At 62.0% G+C, this 16,516-nt stretch carries 17 protein-coding genes and 1 pseudogene; 10 read left to right on the top strand and 8 right to left on the bottom strand.

Annotated features, from left to right (window positions below; genetic code table 11):
* Window positions 1–52: 52 nt before the first annotated feature.
* From EU800_RS21335 to EU800_RS21325, 3 genes and pseudogenes are all read left to right on the top strand, one after another.
* Window positions 53–691: pseudogene (locus tag EU800_RS21335) on the top strand (transposase); the annotation flags it as partial.
* A gap of 415 nt (window positions 692–1,106) precedes the next feature.
* Window positions 1,107–2,501 carry a dihydropyrimidinase gene (gene hydA, locus EU800_RS21330; RefSeq protein ID WP_129635551.1) on the top strand — a complete coding sequence of 465 codons (1,395 nt, stop codon included), beginning with the start codon at window positions 1,107–1,109 and terminating at the stop codon, window positions 2,499–2,501.
* Complete coding sequence (locus EU800_RS21325) at window positions 2,498–3,265, top strand: aspartate/glutamate racemase family protein (protein WP_129635550.1); 768 nt, start codon at window positions 2,498–2,500, stop codon at window positions 3,263–3,265. The genes hydA and EU800_RS21325 overlap by 4 nt, the downstream gene beginning before the upstream one ends.
* A gap of 32 nt (window positions 3,266–3,297) precedes the next feature.
* Here the strand turns inward: EU800_RS21325 and EU800_RS21320 are convergent, their stop codons facing one another.
* Window positions 3,298–4,230, bottom strand: a complete 933-nt coding sequence (locus EU800_RS21320; RefSeq protein ID WP_165354787.1) for a LysR family transcriptional regulator — start codon at window positions 4,228–4,230, stop codon at window positions 3,298–3,300.
* Between the two features lie 102 nt (window positions 4,231–4,332).
* Between EU800_RS21320 and uraD the strand changes: the two genes are divergently transcribed.
* From uraD to EU800_RS21295, 5 genes are read left to right on the top strand one after another with little or no spacing between them, the layout of a single operon-like run.
* Window positions 4,333–4,911: a 2-oxo-4-hydroxy-4-carboxy-5-ureidoimidazoline decarboxylase gene (gene uraD / locus EU800_RS21315; RefSeq protein WP_165354786.1), complete on the top strand. Its 579-nt coding sequence runs from the start codon at window positions 4,333–4,335 to the stop codon at window positions 4,909–4,911.
* Window positions 4,908–5,885 (top strand): TRAP transporter substrate-binding protein, encoded by a 978-nt coding sequence (locus EU800_RS21310; RefSeq protein WP_129635546.1) that lies wholly within the window; start codon window positions 4,908–4,910, stop codon window positions 5,883–5,885. Before uraD ends, EU800_RS21310 begins: the two co-directional genes overlap by 4 nt.
* A gap of 25 nt (window positions 5,886–5,910) precedes the next feature.
* Window positions 5,911–6,372, top strand: coding sequence for a TRAP transporter small permease (locus EU800_RS21305; RefSeq protein ID WP_165354785.1), 462 nt, complete (start codon window positions 5,911–5,913; stop codon window positions 6,370–6,372).
* A complete protein-coding gene (locus EU800_RS21300) occupies window positions 6,369–7,649 on the top strand; it encodes a TRAP transporter large permease (RefSeq protein WP_129635542.1) in 1,281 nt (426 codons plus the stop codon). Before EU800_RS21305 ends, EU800_RS21300 begins: the two co-directional genes overlap by 4 nt.
* The gene (locus EU800_RS21295; RefSeq protein ID WP_129635540.1) at window positions 7,649–8,392 is read left to right on the top strand and encodes an aspartate/glutamate racemase family protein; all 744 of its coding nucleotides are present in this window, start codon (window positions 7,649–7,651) and stop codon (window positions 8,390–8,392) included. The genes EU800_RS21300 and EU800_RS21295 overlap by 1 nt, the downstream gene beginning before the upstream one ends.
* 99 nt (window positions 8,393–8,491) lie before the next feature.
* On the opposite strand, the gene EU800_RS21290 is transcribed toward EU800_RS21295, so the two are convergent.
* From EU800_RS21290 to EU800_RS21260, 7 genes are all read right to left on the bottom strand, one after another.
* Window positions 8,492–9,238, bottom strand: coding sequence for an aspartate/glutamate racemase family protein (locus EU800_RS21290; protein WP_129635538.1), 747 nt, complete (start codon window positions 9,236–9,238; stop codon window positions 8,492–8,494).
* Window positions 9,239–9,241: 3 nt separating this feature from the next.
* Window positions 9,242–9,988: a polysaccharide deacetylase gene (locus tag EU800_RS21285; protein ID WP_242500667.1), complete on the bottom strand. Its 747-nt coding sequence runs from the start codon at window positions 9,986–9,988 to the stop codon at window positions 9,242–9,244.
* Window positions 9,989–10,104: 116 nt separating this feature from the next.
* Window positions 10,105–11,616, bottom strand: a complete 1,512-nt coding sequence (locus EU800_RS21280) for an amidohydrolase family protein (protein ID WP_129635534.1) — start codon at window positions 11,614–11,616, stop codon at window positions 10,105–10,107.
* Complete coding sequence (locus EU800_RS21275) at window positions 11,613–12,335, bottom strand: aspartate/glutamate racemase family protein (RefSeq protein ID WP_207209957.1); 723 nt, start codon at window positions 12,333–12,335, stop codon at window positions 11,613–11,615. Before EU800_RS21275 ends, EU800_RS21280 begins: the two co-directional genes overlap by 4 nt.
* Window positions 12,335–13,612, bottom strand: a complete 1,278-nt coding sequence (locus EU800_RS21270; RefSeq protein WP_129635530.1) for a TRAP transporter large permease — start codon at window positions 13,610–13,612, stop codon at window positions 12,335–12,337. Before EU800_RS21270 ends, EU800_RS21275 begins: the two co-directional genes overlap by 1 nt.
* On the bottom strand, window positions 13,599–14,156 hold the full coding sequence (locus EU800_RS21265) for a TRAP transporter small permease (protein WP_242500666.1): 558 nt from the start codon (window positions 14,154–14,156) through the stop codon (window positions 13,599–13,601). The genes EU800_RS21270 and EU800_RS21265 overlap by 14 nt, the downstream gene beginning before the upstream one ends.
* Before the next feature lie 37 nt (window positions 14,157–14,193).
* Window positions 14,194–15,237 carry a TRAP transporter substrate-binding protein gene (locus EU800_RS21260; RefSeq protein WP_129635526.1) on the bottom strand — a complete coding sequence of 348 codons (1,044 nt, stop codon included), beginning with the start codon at window positions 15,235–15,237 and terminating at the stop codon, window positions 14,194–14,196.
* On the opposite strand from EU800_RS21260, the gene EU800_RS21255 reads away from it, so the two are divergent.
* Window positions 15,236–15,457: a hypothetical protein gene (locus EU800_RS21255; protein WP_129635524.1), complete on the top strand. Its 222-nt coding sequence runs from the start codon at window positions 15,236–15,238 to the stop codon at window positions 15,455–15,457. The genes EU800_RS21260 and EU800_RS21255 overlap by 2 nt on opposite strands.
* Window positions 15,458–15,524: 67 nt before the next feature.
* Window positions 15,525–16,205 carry a GntR family transcriptional regulator gene (locus EU800_RS21250; protein ID WP_129635522.1) on the top strand — a complete coding sequence of 227 codons (681 nt, stop codon included), beginning with the start codon at window positions 15,525–15,527 and terminating at the stop codon, window positions 16,203–16,205.
* Window positions 16,206–16,516: the final 311 nt, after the last annotated feature.

The raw sequence follows: 16,516 nt of genomic DNA, 5'->3' as shown, positions 1-16,516 counted from the left end.
TTGGCCCCCGACGAAGTGCAAGACCACGAACTGAGCGGCTTACAATGAGGCGTTGAAACGGCGTGGACCGATGAGGGTCTGGTTCGATCCCGAGATGAAATGGCGACTACCGCCCACTGGCAAGCGTGGCCGGCAGCCGGATTTCAGCGATGCTGCGGTCCAGACCTGCCTTACTTTGAAGGTACCGTTTCGTATGCCGCTGGGGCAGACGACCGGATCCGTCGAGAGCCTGCTGCGGTTGGAGGGGTTGGCTTGGACAGTGCCGGGCGTTAGCACCCTGAGGCGCCGCCAACAGAAGCTGAACGTGAGCATCCCGTTCCGGGGTGGCACGGTTTCGCCGAGCCTCCTGATCGACCGCACCGGCATCAAGACCGGGGGCGAAGGTGAGTGGGTCGCGCGTCAGCACGGCAGCGCGAAACGCCGCCGCCATTCGTCGGCGAATTACTTCCCGGGAGCGATTGCACGCAACGCGGCTCTGCCGGCATCGAAGGACCCGGGCCGAGCCCTCTGGCGGCGACGGAGCAGCCATCACCGCCAAAGCCGGGTCGAGTCAAAGATGAATTGTATCAAGCGGCTTGCCCACGCCCTGATGGCGCGTGATTTCGAATGACACGTTGCAGAGCTGCAGGTCCGTATCGCAATCCTGAACGGCTACACCGAGCTTGGCACACCTGTCACAGAGACCGCAGGAACAGTCCGCCCGGGGAAAGGGCGGCCGCGGTCAGATCTCGATTTGTGCAACAAGGCCGCGTTTCGTCATCCGTCGACGCAGGTTAACCGCAAGCCTGGCCCCCCTGACCCCGCCGATGGATTTGCAGCGAGCGTCGAGCCGCCCGGCAAGTTCCTGGTACAGCCTTATGATTGTGATGGACATATTCAGCCGTTTCCATGATCTCCTTTTCGGTGACGAGATCCAACAGGCCGCTTGGGCGGAGGAATAGCGCGACCATAGACCGTGTGAAGTCCAGACCATCTGGGCGCATCATCGACTCGACCACTTCATCCCGGCACGCCAAGCGCATTCAGATCATCGCGTGCCATCGATCGGAAATGCCGAGAATACATGACCTTGGCTTTCCTTACCTCCCCTCCAAAAGGCTGTTCCAATGTTTCATGACCTAGTCGTTCAAAACGCGCAGGTTGTCACGTCAGGCGCGGTCTCATCGTGCGACATCGGCATTTCCCAAGGCCAGATCACAGCACTGGGCATCGGACTGACGGGCGCCGAGGTCATCGACGCCCGTGGCTTGATCGCCATGCCCGGCGGTATCGACAGTCATGTTCACATATCGCAACCCTCCGGCCCGGGGATCGAGATGGCCGACGATTTCGCTTCGGCCACGCGGGCAGCGGCCTGCGGCGGAAACACGACGGTGATGCCCTTCTGTCTGCCCGAGGACGGTAAGACCCTGCGCGAGGCGGTCGCGGCATACCTGGCAAAGGCCGACGGGAAGTGCATGACGGACGTGTCGTTCCACCTGATCGTCAAATCCGCCGATCCAGTGACGCTCGGGCAGGATCTTCCGGCACTGATTGCGAAAGGCATGACCAGCTTCAAGGTCTTTATGACTTACGAGGGCATGCGTCTGACCGATGCCGAGATCCTCCAGGTCATGGACGTAGCGCGCGAACAGGGCGCACTGACCATGGTCCACGCCGAGAACGAGGACGCCATAGAATTCCTGCGCGAGAAGGCCGAGCGCGATGGACGTATTCAGCCGGTCCACCACGCGCGCACCCGCCCTGTTCCGGTCGAGCGGGAAGCGACGCATCGTGCGGCGATGCTGGCCGAAGTGGCCGATGTGCCGGTGATGATCGTCCATGTGTCGAACGGTGCGGCCTTGGACGAGATCCGACGCGCGAGGGCGCGCGGCGTACGCGTCTTTGCCGAGACCTGCCCGCAATACATCACGCTGACCGCCGACGATCTGGACCGCGCCGGCTTCGAGGGAGCCAAATGGGTCTGCTCGCCGCCGCCGCGCGATACGGACGAGCAAGCCGCGATCTTGGCCGGGCTGGAACAGGGCGCCTTCGACGTGTTTTCCTCCGACCACTGCCCCTTCCGCTTCGCTGATCCGGCCGGCAAGGACGCACCGGGAGCGCGCGCTTCCTTCCGCAACATCCCGAACGGAATTCCGGGCGTCGAGACCAGGCTGCCGATCCTGTTCTCGGAAGGCGTGAGCAAGGGACGGATCAGCCTCGAGGCTTTCGCCGCGCTGACCGCCACCAACCACGCGCGGATCTACGGGCTGGAGCGCAAGGGGGCCATTGCCGTAGGGAAGGATGCCGACATCGTTCTCTGGGACCCCGCGCAGACCCGGACAATCACGCAGGACATCCTGCACCACGGGTCCGATTACACGCCCTGGGAAGGGTTCGAAGTCACCGGATGGCCGGTCCGCACCATCCTGCGCGGCCAGACCGTGATGCTGGGCGGAGTCCCGGTGGGAACGGCGATGGGCCAGCATGTGGCCCGCGCGAAGACAGGAGCTAGACCATGACTTTCAAAGCCTTTGACGGCCGGCGCGTCGGCATGCTTACACCGTCCTCCAACACGGTGCTCGAACCCTATACCTCGGCGATGTTCGCCCAATTCGGCGACGAGGCGTCGGTTCATTTCGGACGTTTCCGGGTGGTGGAGATTTCCCTGTCCGAGGCCTCGCAATCGCAGTTCGCACTCGAGCCGATCCTCGAGGCCGCGGATCGCCTCGCAGAAGCCGAACCCCATCTGATTGCCTGGAATGGCACCTCTGCGGGCTGGCTTGGGCTGGAGAGGGATCGAACGCTTTGCGCCGCAATTACCGAGCGCACGGGTATTCCGGCCACCTCGACGATGCTCGCCTATGACGCGCTCTTCAAGAGGATGGGCGTCACCCGGCTTGGCCTCGTCACGCCCTATCCAGCCGATATCGAGGCACGCATGATCGCCAACTACGCGGCGCGGGGCATCGAGGTGGTCGACAAGATGCGGTTGGATGACAAGGGCAATTTCAGCTATGCCACCTATCCGCCCGAACAGGCAGGGGCGATGGCTGAACAGGTGGCCCGGGCTAAACCAGACGCCATTGCCATCGTCTGCACCAACTTTCGTGGCGCGCCCGCGGCGCCCCGGATCGAAGAAGCCACCGGCGTTCCCGTTCTCGACTCGGTTGCCCTGACGGCGGCACATTGCCTGAGTGAAGTCGGGCTGGATCCGTCGCGGGTCACGGGCTGGGGCAGCGTCTTTCGCCTGTTCGCCCGGCCATCACCGACTGCGCCGGACTGACGGCTTTGCAGAGAGCGCGGCCCGGGCCGGCGTCACCGGGACGCGCCGGTGATCTCGTTCACGCAGGTCGACATCTCGCGTATCAGGACCTCCGCCACTGTAGAGCAGATGCGCGGCAGCGTGCGTTTCACGCTGACCGCAAGGCTGATCGACTGGCTGCGGATCTCCGTGTCCGAGATCGGAATGGCCACCATCCTGCCGTTTGCCAGTTCTGACGCCGCGTCCAACTGCGACGTCAGCGCGAGATGCGTTCCGGCGGCGACAAGCTGCTTGAGAAGTTGCAGGGAGTTCGTAACCACAGGAGGTTGCGCATTGGTGAAAAGCCATGAGTGACGCGCTTCCAGCATCCGCCGGATTGCCAATGCACGACTCTGGACCACAAGTGGAAAGCCCCGCACCTCCTTGACCGAGATGGATGCAAGGTCGGCGACCGGATGATCAGGCGCGCAGACGCAGACCAGCGGCAAATCCACCGTCCACATCAGGTGAAGATCCCGCGCGGCCTTGATGTTGAAACCAAGCGCCAGGTCCGCAGTTCCATCATTTAGGGCGGCGACCGCCTGGTCCGGCGTCATGATTTCGACCTCGATCTGAACGCGCGGAAAATCACGCGCGATGACCGACAACGCACGCGGCAGAGGTCCGTTAGCCAGGCTGTCCATCGTCGCGAGCCTCACGAGACCGAGGTCAATCCCCTGCATCCTCTTCACGTCCGAAAGGATGGTGTTCTCTTCCGCCCGCCACCGGCGAGCAAGCACGATGAACATCTCACCGGCGACGGTTGTCTCCATCCCGGTGCTCTGACGATCGAATAGCTGCACATCCAAATGGTCTTCCAGCAACTTGATCTGGCGGTCGATGGCTGAAGCCGAGATGCCGATAGCACGCGAGGTGGCCTGAATTGAGCCGTGCTCCGCAACGGCTTCGACGTAACGCAGAACTCGCGGCACAAGAGACAGCGACATTGTCAAAAGCATCCTAATTATTCGAATGAAACGTGGACTTTTATGTGATGGATTGCAATGCGCCACATCGCTAGGGTGACCTCAAAGACTACGGACATGACTATGAACACCGCGATAAACGCGCTGAACTCTGCTCAGCGTGAACAAGCACTTCTGACCCTGATCCCTCTCGTGGAGCGCTCGCCCTGGGTGGCCGAGGTCGCAGTAGATCAGCGTCCCTTTGCTTCCGACGGGGCTGTTGCCGAGGCTCTGGTCGAGGTGATCCTGTCGGCGCCTCCAGAGCGGCGCCTGGCACTATTCAACGTCCATCCTGAGCTTGCTGGGCCTGAGGTCAGAGAGGGCTATATCACCGCCGAAAGCGCCTCCGAGCAGGGTCGGCTCGGCCTGACCGATCTTCCGGAATCCGAGGCGCGCCGGCTCCGCGAACTGAACGCGTCATACCGTGCACGCTTCGGGCATCCCTTCATCATCGCACTGCACCGCGTGCCCGATCGCAACGTGCTCTTCGAGATATTCGAAAAGCGTCTCAAAGCCACCAGGCTCGAAGAGCATACGACCACGCTGGCCGAGATCGCGTCGGTGATCCAATCGCGGTGCGACAGCGCCTTCGGATCCCCTCCCTCCAATATCCCGAACCGTTCCTCATCATCCCCTTCCCAGAAACAGGAGACGACGAAATGAAACTCCAGACTATCGCACTCGCCACATCCGTGATGGCCCTGTCCGCCGCTGCGCAGGCCGAGACTATCCGCGTAGCCGGCAACTTCGCGACCGACCATTCCTCCTCCGTCGCGATGGAGATCTTTGCAGAAAAGCTGGTCGAACTCTCCGGCGGTGAATTCGAAGTCAATCTTTTTCCCGCCCGCCAACTTGGCGGTGCGGCCGAGAACGTCCAGGCGGTGAAGCTGGGCGCGGTCGAAATTATCTGGGTGGGCACCGCCTATCTGACCCGCACCGTTCCCGAGCTGGAGATCGTCGGTCTGCCCTTCCAGTTCGAAAGTCGCGAGGATGCGTTCAAGGTGGTTGACGGCCCGGTCGGCGATGCGCTCGACGAGAAGCTGGCCGCGGAAGACATCAAGTCCCTGGGCTACATGGAGCTCGGTTTTCGCCAGCTGACCAACTCCGTGCGCCCGATCGAAAAGATCGGGGACATTGAGGGGCTTAAGATCCGCTTGCAGCCGAATGAGACCCATCTCGCCACATTCCGCGCTCTCGGCGCCAACCCGTTGGCGATGGATGTGAACGAATTGTACTCGGCGCTGGAGCAAAAGGTGATCGACGGGCAGGAAAACCCCTTCTCGATCATCCAGGTGGCGGGCTATCCGGAAGTGCAGGAATACGTGTCCAATACCGGCCATTTCTTCGACTTCATCTCGGTCGTCGCCAACAAGGCGTGGTTCGACGGGTTGGGTGCCGAGCAGCAGGGTTGGGTCACCGAGGCGATGGACACCGCAGTTGCCGAACAGCGCAAGCTGGCCGAAGAGCAGGACGGTGCCGCGCTCGACAAGATTATCGAGATGGGCATGACCTACACCGAGGTGTCCCCGGAATTCGCCGCAGCTCTTCGCGAAAGCGTGGCCGGTGTTGCAGCCGAAACCAAGGCCCGTTTGGACCCTGCGCTGGTGGAGCTGCTTGACACCGAAACGATGAACTGACGGGACGATGAGGACGATCATCCCAATGATCCTGGCGCGCGCCGATACCGGCGCGCGGCTCGTCGTGATCGCCTCGGCCGCGATCATGGTCACAGTTGTCACGGCGCAGGTTGTCATGCGCTACGGATTCAACGCTTCGTTCGACTGGGCAGATGAGGTCTCGCGCCTCGCATTCGTCACAACGATTTTCGTCGGCATCCCGCTTGGCGTCCGCGACGGGACCCATGTCGGTATCGACCTGATCGTTGATCGCCTTCCGACCTTGCCGCGCCACCTCGTCAAACGCTTTACCAGTTCCCTCGCAGGGGTGATGCTGCTGATCGTCACCTGGGCAACATTTCAGGTCGCGGGCGCCACCTGGAGCGAACGCCTGGGCTCAATCAATGTGACTTCGTCAGTCTTCTTCTTCCCCGTCATCTTGGGCGCGCTTCATTCGGCGCTGCACCTGCTTTACATGGCGGCCGATCCGGATACGCCCCTGCCATGAGCTTTGCCGTCATCGCCTGCTTCTTTTTCCTCGGGGTACTCGGAATGCCCCTGGCCTTTTCCTTGGGATGCGCCGCGATGCTGGGGCTATGGGTGGCCGGGTTCGAATCGTCGATCATGGCGAGCCGGATGATGAATGCAGTGAATTCATTCCCGTTGATGTCCATTCCTCTGTTCATGATCGCGGGCGAGCTGATGCTGAAGGGCGGGATCATGGACCGGCTCGTGGACTTCGCCAACGCCTTTGTCGGACGAATGCGCGGCGGCCTGGCGCAGGTGTCCATCGTCGCTGGTGCGGGGCTTGCGTCAGTCTCGGGCGCGGCCGTCGCCGATGCTTCGGCGCTCTCCTCGACCCTCGTGCCCTCGCTGAAAAAGCAATACGGACTGGGGTTCTCCTCGGGCATCGTGGCGGCCGCAGCCAATCTCGGGCCGATCATTCCGCCGTCCGGGGCGATGATCGTCTATGCCTTCATGGCCGGTTCCAGCGTTTCGGTCGGGGGCCTCTTCATGGCCGGCGTAGTGCCGGGACTGATCCTGTTCCTGTCGCTGATGGCGCTTTGCTGGTTCATCTCGTGGCGGCGCGACTATCCGCTGGTCGGCGAAGGCTTTAACCTGCGCAACGCCCTGCGCGAGACCCGCCGCTCCGTCATCGTCTTCATGATGCCGATCGTGGTGATCGGCGGGATCGTGGCCGGCGCCTTCACGCCTACGGAAGGGGCGGCAATCGGCGTGTGCTACGCGCTCTTCATCGGTTTCTTCATCACCCGGAAGCTCCGTGTCTCGGACCTGCCTGGCGTGTTGCTCACCGCAGCCAAGACCACCGCGATGGTCGGCGCCATGATCGCCTTCGCCTCGACTGTCACGTTCCTGTTCACTATCGACCTGCTGCCGATCAAGCTGGCCGGGGCGATCAAGGAGATCACCGATAGTCCGATGATGTTTCTGGTGCTTGTGGCGCTGATGATGCTGGTGGTGGGCATGTTCCTTGAATCCAATGCCGCCAACATCATGCTCGTGCCTCTGTTCCATCCGATCGCGATGCAATTCGGACTCGATCCGCTGCATTTTGGCTTTCTCTTTGTGCTGAACCTCGTAATCGGGATGCTGACGCCGCCCGTGGGCGTGATCCTGTTTGTGGTTTGTGGAATTACCGGAGTGAGGATGACGGAACTCGTCCGCGAAAGCTGGCCCTTCATTGCGGCCATGTATGCGGTGCTGTTCCTGTGCATGATTTTCCCCGGCGTCGTAACGACGTTACCGAGGGCCATGGGGTATTGATGCGCATCCTGTTGATAAATCCAAACACCTCGCAGGTGCTGACCGACAAGCTGGACGTCGCGGCGCGCAGGGTGCTGGCATCGGACGTAGATCTGATTTCCGTGACCGCCGAGGAAGGTTTTCCCTACATTTCGTCCCGGGCCGAAGCGCATTGCGCCGGCGTCGGCGTTCTCGACACGCTGGCGCACCACGCCGGCGGGATTGATGCCGCGGTGATCGGGGCTTTTGGGGATCCCGGTCTTCTGGCTGCCCGCGAAGCCTTCGACGTGCCGATTACCGGCATGACCGAAGCTTCTATGCTCTCGGCCTGCATGCTGGGGCAGCGTTTTGCGTTCGTCACCTTCACTCCCCGCATGGCGCCCTGGTACAATGAACAGGTGCGGCAGGCGGAATTGTTGCCACGTTTCGCGGGAACCTTCACCCCGGATGTCCCGCTGGGCAATATCGGCGAGATTGACACCGACCTGCGCGCTCCGCTGATCGCGGAGTGCCACAATGCGGTCGAGAGTGGGGCGGATGTGCTGATCCTTTCCGGCGCGCCGCTGGCCGGGCTTGCTCCGAAATTGCGTGGAGATGTCGATGCTGTGCTGATCGACCCGGTGCAGGCCGCCGTCTTGCAAGCCGTGGCGCTGGCCCGCCTTTCCCCGCAGGGTGCCTCTGGCGGTAGCTACCGGCGTCCACCGGGTAAGCCTTCCACCGGACTGCCGGCAGCGCTGGCCCGCCACCTCGCTAGAGAGACCTGAAGCATATCGATTTAACATTGAATCGTCAGTCGCTGCCTCTCGGCTTCGCCTCGAACGCGATTGCCGATACGTGATGCTTCAACGATAAATCGAAACGCTCTAGTCGCCGCGAAACATCCGGGTCAGCGCGGGGTCCAGCCCGGTCATATCGATACGCGACGGGCGGACATAGCTGCCTGCGCCCGGCTTTGGCAGGCGGAGGCGGTGAATCATCTCTGCCATGCAGACCGCCGCGCCGACCGGCGAGACCACAGGCACCGGCAAATGGGGCTGGATGCGCCGCGCCATGCCTTCCATCGACCCCGCCCCCAGCACGATCACGTCGGCCCTGTCGTCGGCGACCATCGCTTGCGCCAGGTCGATTGCCATGGTGTCGGCGCGCGCCTGATCGTCGGTGAGTTCGGTCCCTGTCAGGCCAAGATCACGGATCGAGACGACGCGGTCAGCCAGTCCGGTCGCGGCGACGGTCTCTTCGGTCATACGGCGAGACGGCGCACCTATGGACAGGACCGAAATGGCTTGGCCCACAAGCGATGCCGCCGCCAGCCCCGCCTCGCCCGTCGCGATCAGGGGCACTGGGCACATCTCTTTCGCTGCAGCGGTGACGGCGGGCACGATGAACGCCCCGACGATTACCGCATCATGGCCGTCGAGATGTTCCGCGATGGTCGACAAGAGCGCGTGCCCGGCGACTGCCGCCTCGCCCCGGGTCGAGATGTAAGCCGATCCAAAGGCCGCCGAACAGACATCGATCTGCGTTCCCGGCGCCGCGATCCTTCGCGCTTCCGACACCATGATCTCTGCCATGGCTTTCGAGGTGTTGGGATTGGCAAACAGGAGTCTCATGTTTCACCCCACGGCAAGCGTCGGTTTCGCCAGAACGGCATCGAAAATCTCCGCCGGCGTGGCGCACCAGACACCGTCCATGGCAGCCACCTCGGCCAGCGCTTCGGCCACGGGGCGCATGCGCCAGGGCTGGCCCGAGATAAAGCTGTGCAGTACGACGCTCATCACGACCGGATGACTTGCCCCCAGCAATTCGGCGGCCTCGTCCCGTATCATCGCCGCAAAGCTTCGGGCATTCATCTGCCGTCCGATCATCGAGGTGCTGTCGTTCAACTCAGCAGCATACGGAATGGCCAGCATTCGGCCAGTACCAGTGCGAAGCCAGACCGGTTGGTCATCCAGACGCAGGTCCAGCAGATATCTATAGCCAGCACCTGCAAGGCTGGCCAGCGAACTTGGAGTATGCGCGAGCCAGGGAGAGGACCAGCCGCCAGGCGGTGCCCCCTCCTCGGCCTCGATCCGGGTGCGCACCTCGGCGACGTAATCCGCCTCGGCCCCACTGCCAATCGCAGGCAGGCTGTCGGAGTTCGTCCGACCATGCGCCACGATCTCGGACCCGGCGGCGCGTGCGGCTGTCAGAACCTCCGGCGCCTCTTCATAAAGGTTGGTGTTCAGCAGAACGGCAGGCCGGATCCCGATTCCCGCCAGTCGGTCGAACAGCCTGAAGGCCCCAACCCGGTTGCCGTAGTCGCGCCATGCCGCGTTCACCAGATCCGGAGGTGCACCGCGCGGCAGAATATCCTCGGTCATGCCGTCGTCCGGCCTGTAGCTTTCAACCCCGACGGCGACCCATAGCGCGACACGCGCGCCGTTGGGCCATACCCCCTTCGGACGGGTCGGAAGAGCCGAGTGGCCCCACGGCAATGTCATCCCAGTCCTCTCTTGAGCTTGCGTGTAATTCCAACGTCGCGCGCGGCGGCACGGTCATGCATGGCGCGGTAGACCGGCAGCAAATCCGCGACTTCGCTCGCGGCGCGGCGCAAGCTGGGGGCGATCTCTGCGAAGACCTCGCGCGCCTCGTCGAGCAAAGCCGCTTCATCCACCGTTGTAACCCGTCCGGCCTCAGCCACAACGCGGCCCGCTACCATGGTCAGCCGCACGGAACTGCCGTTTTCGACATGGACCAGTTGCCGCACAAGATCATTGAGTGGCAGGAAGGCCAGCGACGACAGGTCCACAAGGGTCAGATCTGCGGGCGCGCCCGGCTGCAACGTTCCAAGGCCGGGCCTGCGCATCGCATGCGACCCGCCTCTTGTCGCGGCGTACAGGATTTCGCGTGCCGAGGGCCAGAGATCGGGATCGTCCCCAGAAAGGCTGTGAATCATCCCTGCGGTCTTCATCACGGACCACATGTTTACCGCATCATCGGCGATGGCTTCGTCAACGCCCAATGCGACCGGGATATGCCGATCCAGCATCTCCCGCAGCGGCATGATTCCGGATCCAAGCCGCAGGTTGCTGATCGGGTTGTGCGCCACATTCGCCCCGGTTTCGGCGATCAGGTCCAGATCGTCGCCGTCCACCCAGATCGCATGAATGACCTGCATCCGCTCTGACAGAAGGCCCAAGTCATGCGTGTATCGCACCAGCGACCGCCCGCCGAAATTCTCGTGTCCCAGGACGCGCTGCAATTTCGTTTCCAGCATGTGCGCGAAGACCGGCAGATCGTGATCGCGGCTCAATGCATCAAGCGCCGCGAAGTAGTCCGGCGTGACTCTCTGCGGCGCCGAGCACGAGACCGCCGCGCCAATCCGCCCGCCTTCGGCGCCGTGCCAGCGCCCGATCAGGTGATCGTAGAGCGACAGGAGATCGGGGGCCGCCAGTTTCGGTCTCCGTGCCAAGCCATCGCGCAAATCCGCGGGCGCCAACTCGTCAAGGAAAGGCAGTTTCTCGATCTCGGACAGTTCGGGTTCATCCAGGGCAAGCGTCGCCCGGATCCCGCTGTCGGCATAGGCCTGCGCCACCGCGTCGATGATCTCTGGCGCGGGTTCCGGCACGAAGAAACAATCGTCCATAACAGCCGTCGTCCCGTTCCGGAGCATCTCAATGCAGCCGAGCATGGTGCGCAGATACGCCTGCCTCGGCGTCGGGCGCAGCGTTTCGAGCGCAGGGCTTTCATAGAGCATGAAAAGCTCCAGCGGCAGGCAGGGTAGCCGCCCCTTCATGTGGTTCACCGAAGAGTGAAAATGCGCGTTGATCAGGCCCGGCATCAGCAGATCGCCCTTCCCGTCGATCACCCGAGCGCCGTCGGGTACGGTCAAGGCAATACCGGTCTTGGCAATACACCCATCCGCGACCAGAAGGTCGGTTGCCGACGTCATGCCGTCTTCGGAAGCGAGATCCAGCAGATGGACGTTTCGGAACAACGTAGAGGTCATCTCTTGGGTCCGTCAGAAATCAAGGCGGCGAGGGCCGGCGACAATCCAAAGCATTCTGCGATCGGGACAGGTCTTGGAGGAAGGGGAGCACACTCGGCGATCCGTGCGCAGCACAGATCCACCGCCGCAGCCCCATCGCTGACCGGGATCGCAGCGCGTGGAGCAAGCCGATCGGCCATACCGACGATTGCGGCTCCAAGGATCACAGCGGACGTCGCCCCAGCGTCCGCGAGCCTTCCAATAGCGGACAGGACGACGTCATCGCGGGCAGCCGAGTTCAGGTATTCGGCGGGAGAGGAAAAGTCGATCACCTCCCAGGCGACCGGTTTGCGCCCGTAGCCAGCCAACAGGCGTTGATACAGCGGCAGGCTGGAGGCCCCGAAGATCACCGCGCCGACCTGGCCGAGTCCTGCCTTTGCCAGGGCTGCCTCGGTAATGCCGACCACCGGCACCGGCAACAATTCCGACAGCGCACGAAGGCCGGTGTCGAAGGAAATTGCTAGGATCACACCGTCGAAATCCGCGTAATGCTCTGCCGCAAGTTCCAGTGCGGCATGGGCGGCGACAAGGTTCTCGGCCTCGGTCGTAACTATGCGCGCGCCGAATGCGCCCGTCACGCCCGAGATGTGCACCGCCTCCGGCGCCACGCGGCGAGCTTCGACCACGAAGGCTTGTGTTACCTGTTCGGACGTATTCGGGTTGATTATCAGGATATGCATTACAGCAAACCCGGGAAGATCGCGATTAGCGCGACGACCCCAAGAATGCAGGCAAGGAACGGAAGCACGCCAATTATGACTGTGCCAACCTGCCCCCGTCCACGAACGCTTTGCGTGACATAGAGGTTCATGCCCACGGGGGGCGTGATCAGCGCAAGCTCACACATCATCACCAGAAAGATTCCGAACCACACGCTGTCATAACCCAGATGTGTCACAACCGGCAGAACGATGGGGATTGTCGCGATCATCATCGCCAGTGCGTCGAGAAAGCAGCCGAGGATCAGGTAGAGAGCCACCAGAAGCATGAGCATGGCGACCGGACCAACCTCCAGTTCAGAAACGAACGAAGACACCTGCGCGGGCACGCCCAGAACGCCGAGGATGAAGTTCAGATAGAACGCCGCCACAAGGATCAGCAGCGTCATGGCGGTGGTGGTCACGGTCGACACCATGGCCTCGCGCAACATGGACCATTTAAGGGACCGATAGCAGGTCGTTAGGACCAGGGCGCCGACGACGCCGACGCCCGCAGCTTCGGTCGGCGTGGCAAAGCCGAGGTAGATCGAGCCCATCACGAGAACGAAGATCGCCACAGGCGGCAGCAGGTCGCCCAGCCGCTTCCGACGCTCGGGCCACGCGGCCATTCGCTCGGGTCGCCCAGCGACAGCCGGATTCAGCAAGCTAGCAACAATAATCACCGCCATGAAGGCCGTTGCCAGAAGGATACCTGGAAGGATTCCTGCGATGAACAGCGCCCCGATCGAAGTGTTGGTGATGGCGCCATAGATGATCAGGTTGATCGAGGGCGGGATGAGGATACCGAGTGTCGCACCAGAGGCTACGCTGCCTGCCACCCATGACTCGGCGTAGTTCTGACGCCGGAAGGTCGGAAAGGCGACGGTTCCGATGGTCGCGGCGGTGGCAACCGATGACCCGGAGATAGCGGCAAAAACCGTCGAGGCCGCGATATTTGTGTGCAGAAGGCCGCCGGGCAGTGGCCTCGTCCAGTCGGCCAGTGCACGATACATGCGCTCCGTGACGCCGCCGCGGACGAGAATCTCGCCCATGAGGACAAAAAGCGGGATGGCGACCAGCAGGAAATTGTTCAGCGTGCCCCACATCATCGTTCCGAATGGCCGCAGCATGGCGTCGCCAAAGAACAGCCACGCCCCGGTCAGTGCGACCGTGAAGAGGGCAGTCGCGATGTGCTGACCGATAAACAACAGAAAAAGAAGCAGGGCAAAGCCGATCGCGGCGCCTTCAATTCCCAGCATGATCGCTTGCCTCGGACTGGTCGATGTAATGGCCGACTTCCTCGTCGACCGTCGGAGGTCCGTAAAACGCCTCAACGGCGTCAGGATTGGTGCGCAGAAGAATAAGCCCGTGCGCCGTGGTCAGGCAGGCGACGAGCGCAAAGATCGCGGTTCCTGTCACCCACACGGCCTGAGGCACCCATAGCGGCGTCTGGAGCGGTGTGTTCGTAATAGCGCCAAGGCGGATCGTCTCGGACAATTCGCCCCAGGCGTGCCACGTCATGAACACCCCCAGCGCAGCGATTGTCGCCTGTGCCAAGACGTTGAGCGCGGCGCGCAGCCTCTTCGGAAACATCCGCAAGAAGATATCGATCCTTGGATGACCACGCTTCAACAGGGTCAAGGACAGGCCGAGAGATCCAACGAAGGCAAGGACATACCCGCCCAGTTCATCTGTGCCCTGGATCGAGATGCCAAAGATGTCGCGCCCGATGATGTCGATGAAGATCAAAACCGCGAGAGTTGCGACCGCCGCGCCCGCAATGAGAGCGAGCGCGAAGGCCAATCCCCAGGCAAGCCCAAGGAGCTTTGTCATCTGCGGGTCACTCGACCGAGATGGACAGGCCGCGAGCGGCGCCGACGGTCTCGTTCCACAGGGCCACGCATCCCTCATAGGAAGCCTCGCAGCGGGCGCCCCATTCGGGGAGGATTTTGGAGACCGAGATTTCCCCTACTCTCGCCTTGTCTTCGTCCGACACCTCGACAAGGGTCATATCGTACGAGGTATAGATGCCGTCCGGGCATTCTCCGCCCGTGGAACAGGACTGCGCGGTGCCGTTCGTCGCAATCGCCAGATCCCAGAGCGCCGCCTCCAGATCGGCCATCACGGCTTCGAACGCTGTCCGTTTTTCGTCGTCGAGACCGTTCAGCCATTCGAGGTTTACCATGTGCGCCTGTACCGACCCGGACACGGAAAGGGGATAGAGATGCGTCGTCACTTCCGGCCATTTGCCCGTATTCGACGAGGTCGGCGAGGTCACGCCACAGGACGCAACGCCCCGTTGAAGCGCAGGGTAAACCTCGGGGAAGGACAGCGTCACCGGGGTCGCGCCGAGTTCCTCGAGAAGAGTCGACATTGAGGCGGTGAAGGAGCGCACCTTTAGACCGTCCAGGTCGGCGAGCGACGACATCTCGGCATTGCAGAGGAAGACCTGGGGGCCAAACGGCCAGATTGCCATTGCCTTGGTGCCAAACTTCTCGCCAAGGCGTGCGTTGAACGCCTCGCGATAGGCGTCCACGGCCTCCTTCAGATCGTTCATGTCGGTCGAGACACCGATGAGGTCGATCCCTTCAAGGAAGGGGTCGTCTTTGGCCGCGCTCCCCACCTGCACGGTTGCGAGGTCAAATGCCCCGGACCCCACCAGACGCAGCGCGTCGGCAAGATTCACGCCCAGCACCTGGAACTCGTTCCGCGATACTTCGAAGCCAGCAGCTCCGGCAGCTTCGATGGCCGAGATTTCTGCGGGATACTGGGCCGCGCTCTCCTGCGATTGCGTCAACCAGCGCAAGGACTGTGCCTCGGCGGTTGCCGTTGTCATGAATCCGGCGACGAGGGCGAGAGTGTATGTGCGGGCGGATAGCGGCATGCTTGAATACTCCTTGAGCAGCGTTGAAAGCCTTGCACGCCCGCTGATCCATAGACGTTACCCGGGAGCGCTCTCAAAGATTGAGGGCACAGGATTGTTAACAATTCAAATTTATTTTGTGCACATTATTCACGCCATGTTGCCAATGATCTTTGCGAACCCAGAACTTTCTTCAATAAAACAATCAAATAATCCGGCTCCGCACCCCATTTCCGTATAGAGCCGGAGGATTGCCTTGCCGCCTCTCTCTGCCTAGGATTTGCGCAATTCCACCCGGAGTCGATGCAATGGCACGCCTGAGTGCGGCAGAAACCGAAGTCTATGAACGCATCCGAGCCGCCATTGGCGATCGCCACCTCTTGCCCGGTCAACGTCTGCGCGAGGTCGAGCTTTGCCGCATCTTCGAGACCACGCGTGGCACCATCCGCAAGGTTCTCGCAAGGTTGGCCTTCGATGGACTGGTCGATCATCAACCCAATCGGGGCGCCTCGGTGGCCCAACCAACCGTGAAGGACGCCGCCGACCTGTTCATCGCGCGTCATTGTATCGAACGGGCGATCGCACGCGAGGCCGCCAAACGGATCACTCCGGCGTCGGCCCGCATCTTGAGGTCGCATATCGACAAAGAAAGGGCAGCGGAGGCCGCCCGAGACCGGCAACGCATGATTGCCTTGTCAGGTGAGTTTCACCTGCTTCTGGCTCGTCTCTCGGATAACTCTGTTCTCAGCCGCTATCTGACCGACCTGATCGCGCGCGAGTCCCTGATCCTGCAGCTCTACGAAAAACCCGATCAGAGCAATTGCTCGCACGAGGAACATGCACAGATCGTCAGCGCATTGCTGAGTTCAGACCCGGAGCAGCTGGACATGGCGATTAAGACGCATATCGATGGGATCGCCGCCAGTCTTGACCTTGAGCCCGGGAACCAGCCACGCCCGAGTCTGGACGAAGTCTTTGCCAAATTGTGAGAGTAGACGTGGCAGACCAATTCGAACTCTTCGAATGGTCAGTGAGCTTGTCCCCTGTGCCGCACTGAGTTGACGCCACTCAGCGGGATCGGCAGCGCGGTTCTTCTTGAAGTCGGCTCTGGACGCGGGAAGGCGGTGAGAAAGCCGACCACGGCAGCTGCGGGATAGGCCCCCTGCGAGCGTCCTAGAGCGTTCCCAATCTATTCGGTTTCATAGCCTGCGGCCTTGAAGAAGTTGTAGCATTCTTCTTCAGTGAAGAGGTTGCAGACGTGTCCGACGACCTGCCAAAGCGGTTCGTAGGTTCGAGCGGC

This window comes from Tropicimonas sp. IMCC6043 (genome assembly GCF_004146235.1).
Taxonomy (GTDB): Bacteria; Pseudomonadota; Alphaproteobacteria; order Rhodobacterales; family Rhodobacteraceae; genus Tropicimonas.
Note: the sequence above shows the minus strand (reverse complement) of the source record. Positions and strands in the feature narration are given on the sequence as shown.

Excerpts from the sequence above, each read along its gene's own strand:
- hydA (WP_129635551.1), top strand. The coding sequence starts at position 1,107 with ATGTTTCATGACCTAGTCGTTCAAAACGCGCAGGTTGTCACGTCAGGC.
- EU800_RS21325 (WP_129635550.1), top strand. The coding sequence starts at position 2,498 with ATGACTTTCAAAGCCTTTGACGGCCGGCGCGTCGGCATGCTTACACCG.
- EU800_RS21320 (WP_165354787.1), bottom strand. The coding sequence starts at position 4,230 with ATGTCGCTGTCTCTTGTGCCGCGAGTTCTGCGTTACGTCGAAGCCGTT.
- uraD (WP_165354786.1), top strand. The coding sequence starts at position 4,333 with ATGAACACCGCGATAAACGCGCTGAACTCTGCTCAGCGTGAACAAGCA.
- EU800_RS21310 (WP_129635546.1), top strand. The coding sequence starts at position 4,908 with ATGAAACTCCAGACTATCGCACTCGCCACATCCGTGATGGCCCTGTCC.
- EU800_RS21305 (WP_165354785.1), top strand. The coding sequence starts at position 5,911 with ATGATCCTGGCGCGCGCCGATACCGGCGCGCGGCTCGTCGTGATCGCC.
- EU800_RS21300 (WP_129635542.1), top strand. The coding sequence starts at position 6,369 with ATGAGCTTTGCCGTCATCGCCTGCTTCTTTTTCCTCGGGGTACTCGGA.
- EU800_RS21295 (WP_129635540.1), top strand. The coding sequence starts at position 7,649 with ATGCGCATCCTGTTGATAAATCCAAACACCTCGCAGGTGCTGACCGAC.
- EU800_RS21290 (WP_129635538.1), bottom strand. The coding sequence starts at position 9,238 with ATGAGACTCCTGTTTGCCAATCCCAACACCTCGAAAGCCATGGCAGAG.
- EU800_RS21285 (WP_242500667.1), bottom strand. The coding sequence starts at position 9,988 with ATGACCGAGGATATTCTGCCGCGCGGTGCACCTCCGGATCTGGTGAAC.
- EU800_RS21280 (WP_129635534.1), bottom strand. The coding sequence starts at position 11,616 with ATGACCTCTACGTTGTTCCGAAACGTCCATCTGCTGGATCTCGCTTCC.
- EU800_RS21275 (WP_207209957.1), bottom strand. The coding sequence starts at position 12,335 with ATGCATATCCTGATAATCAACCCGAATACGTCCGAACAGGTAACACAA.
- EU800_RS21270 (WP_129635530.1), bottom strand. The coding sequence starts at position 13,612 with ATGCTGGGAATTGAAGGCGCCGCGATCGGCTTTGCCCTGCTTCTTTTT.
- EU800_RS21255 (WP_129635524.1), top strand. The coding sequence starts at position 15,236 with ATGCTTGAATACTCCTTGAGCAGCGTTGAAAGCCTTGCACGCCCGCTG.
- EU800_RS21260 (WP_129635526.1), bottom strand. The coding sequence starts at position 15,237 with ATGCCGCTATCCGCCCGCACATACACTCTCGCCCTCGTCGCCGGATTC.
- EU800_RS21250 (WP_129635522.1), top strand. The coding sequence starts at position 15,525 with ATGGCACGCCTGAGTGCGGCAGAAACCGAAGTCTATGAACGCATCCGA.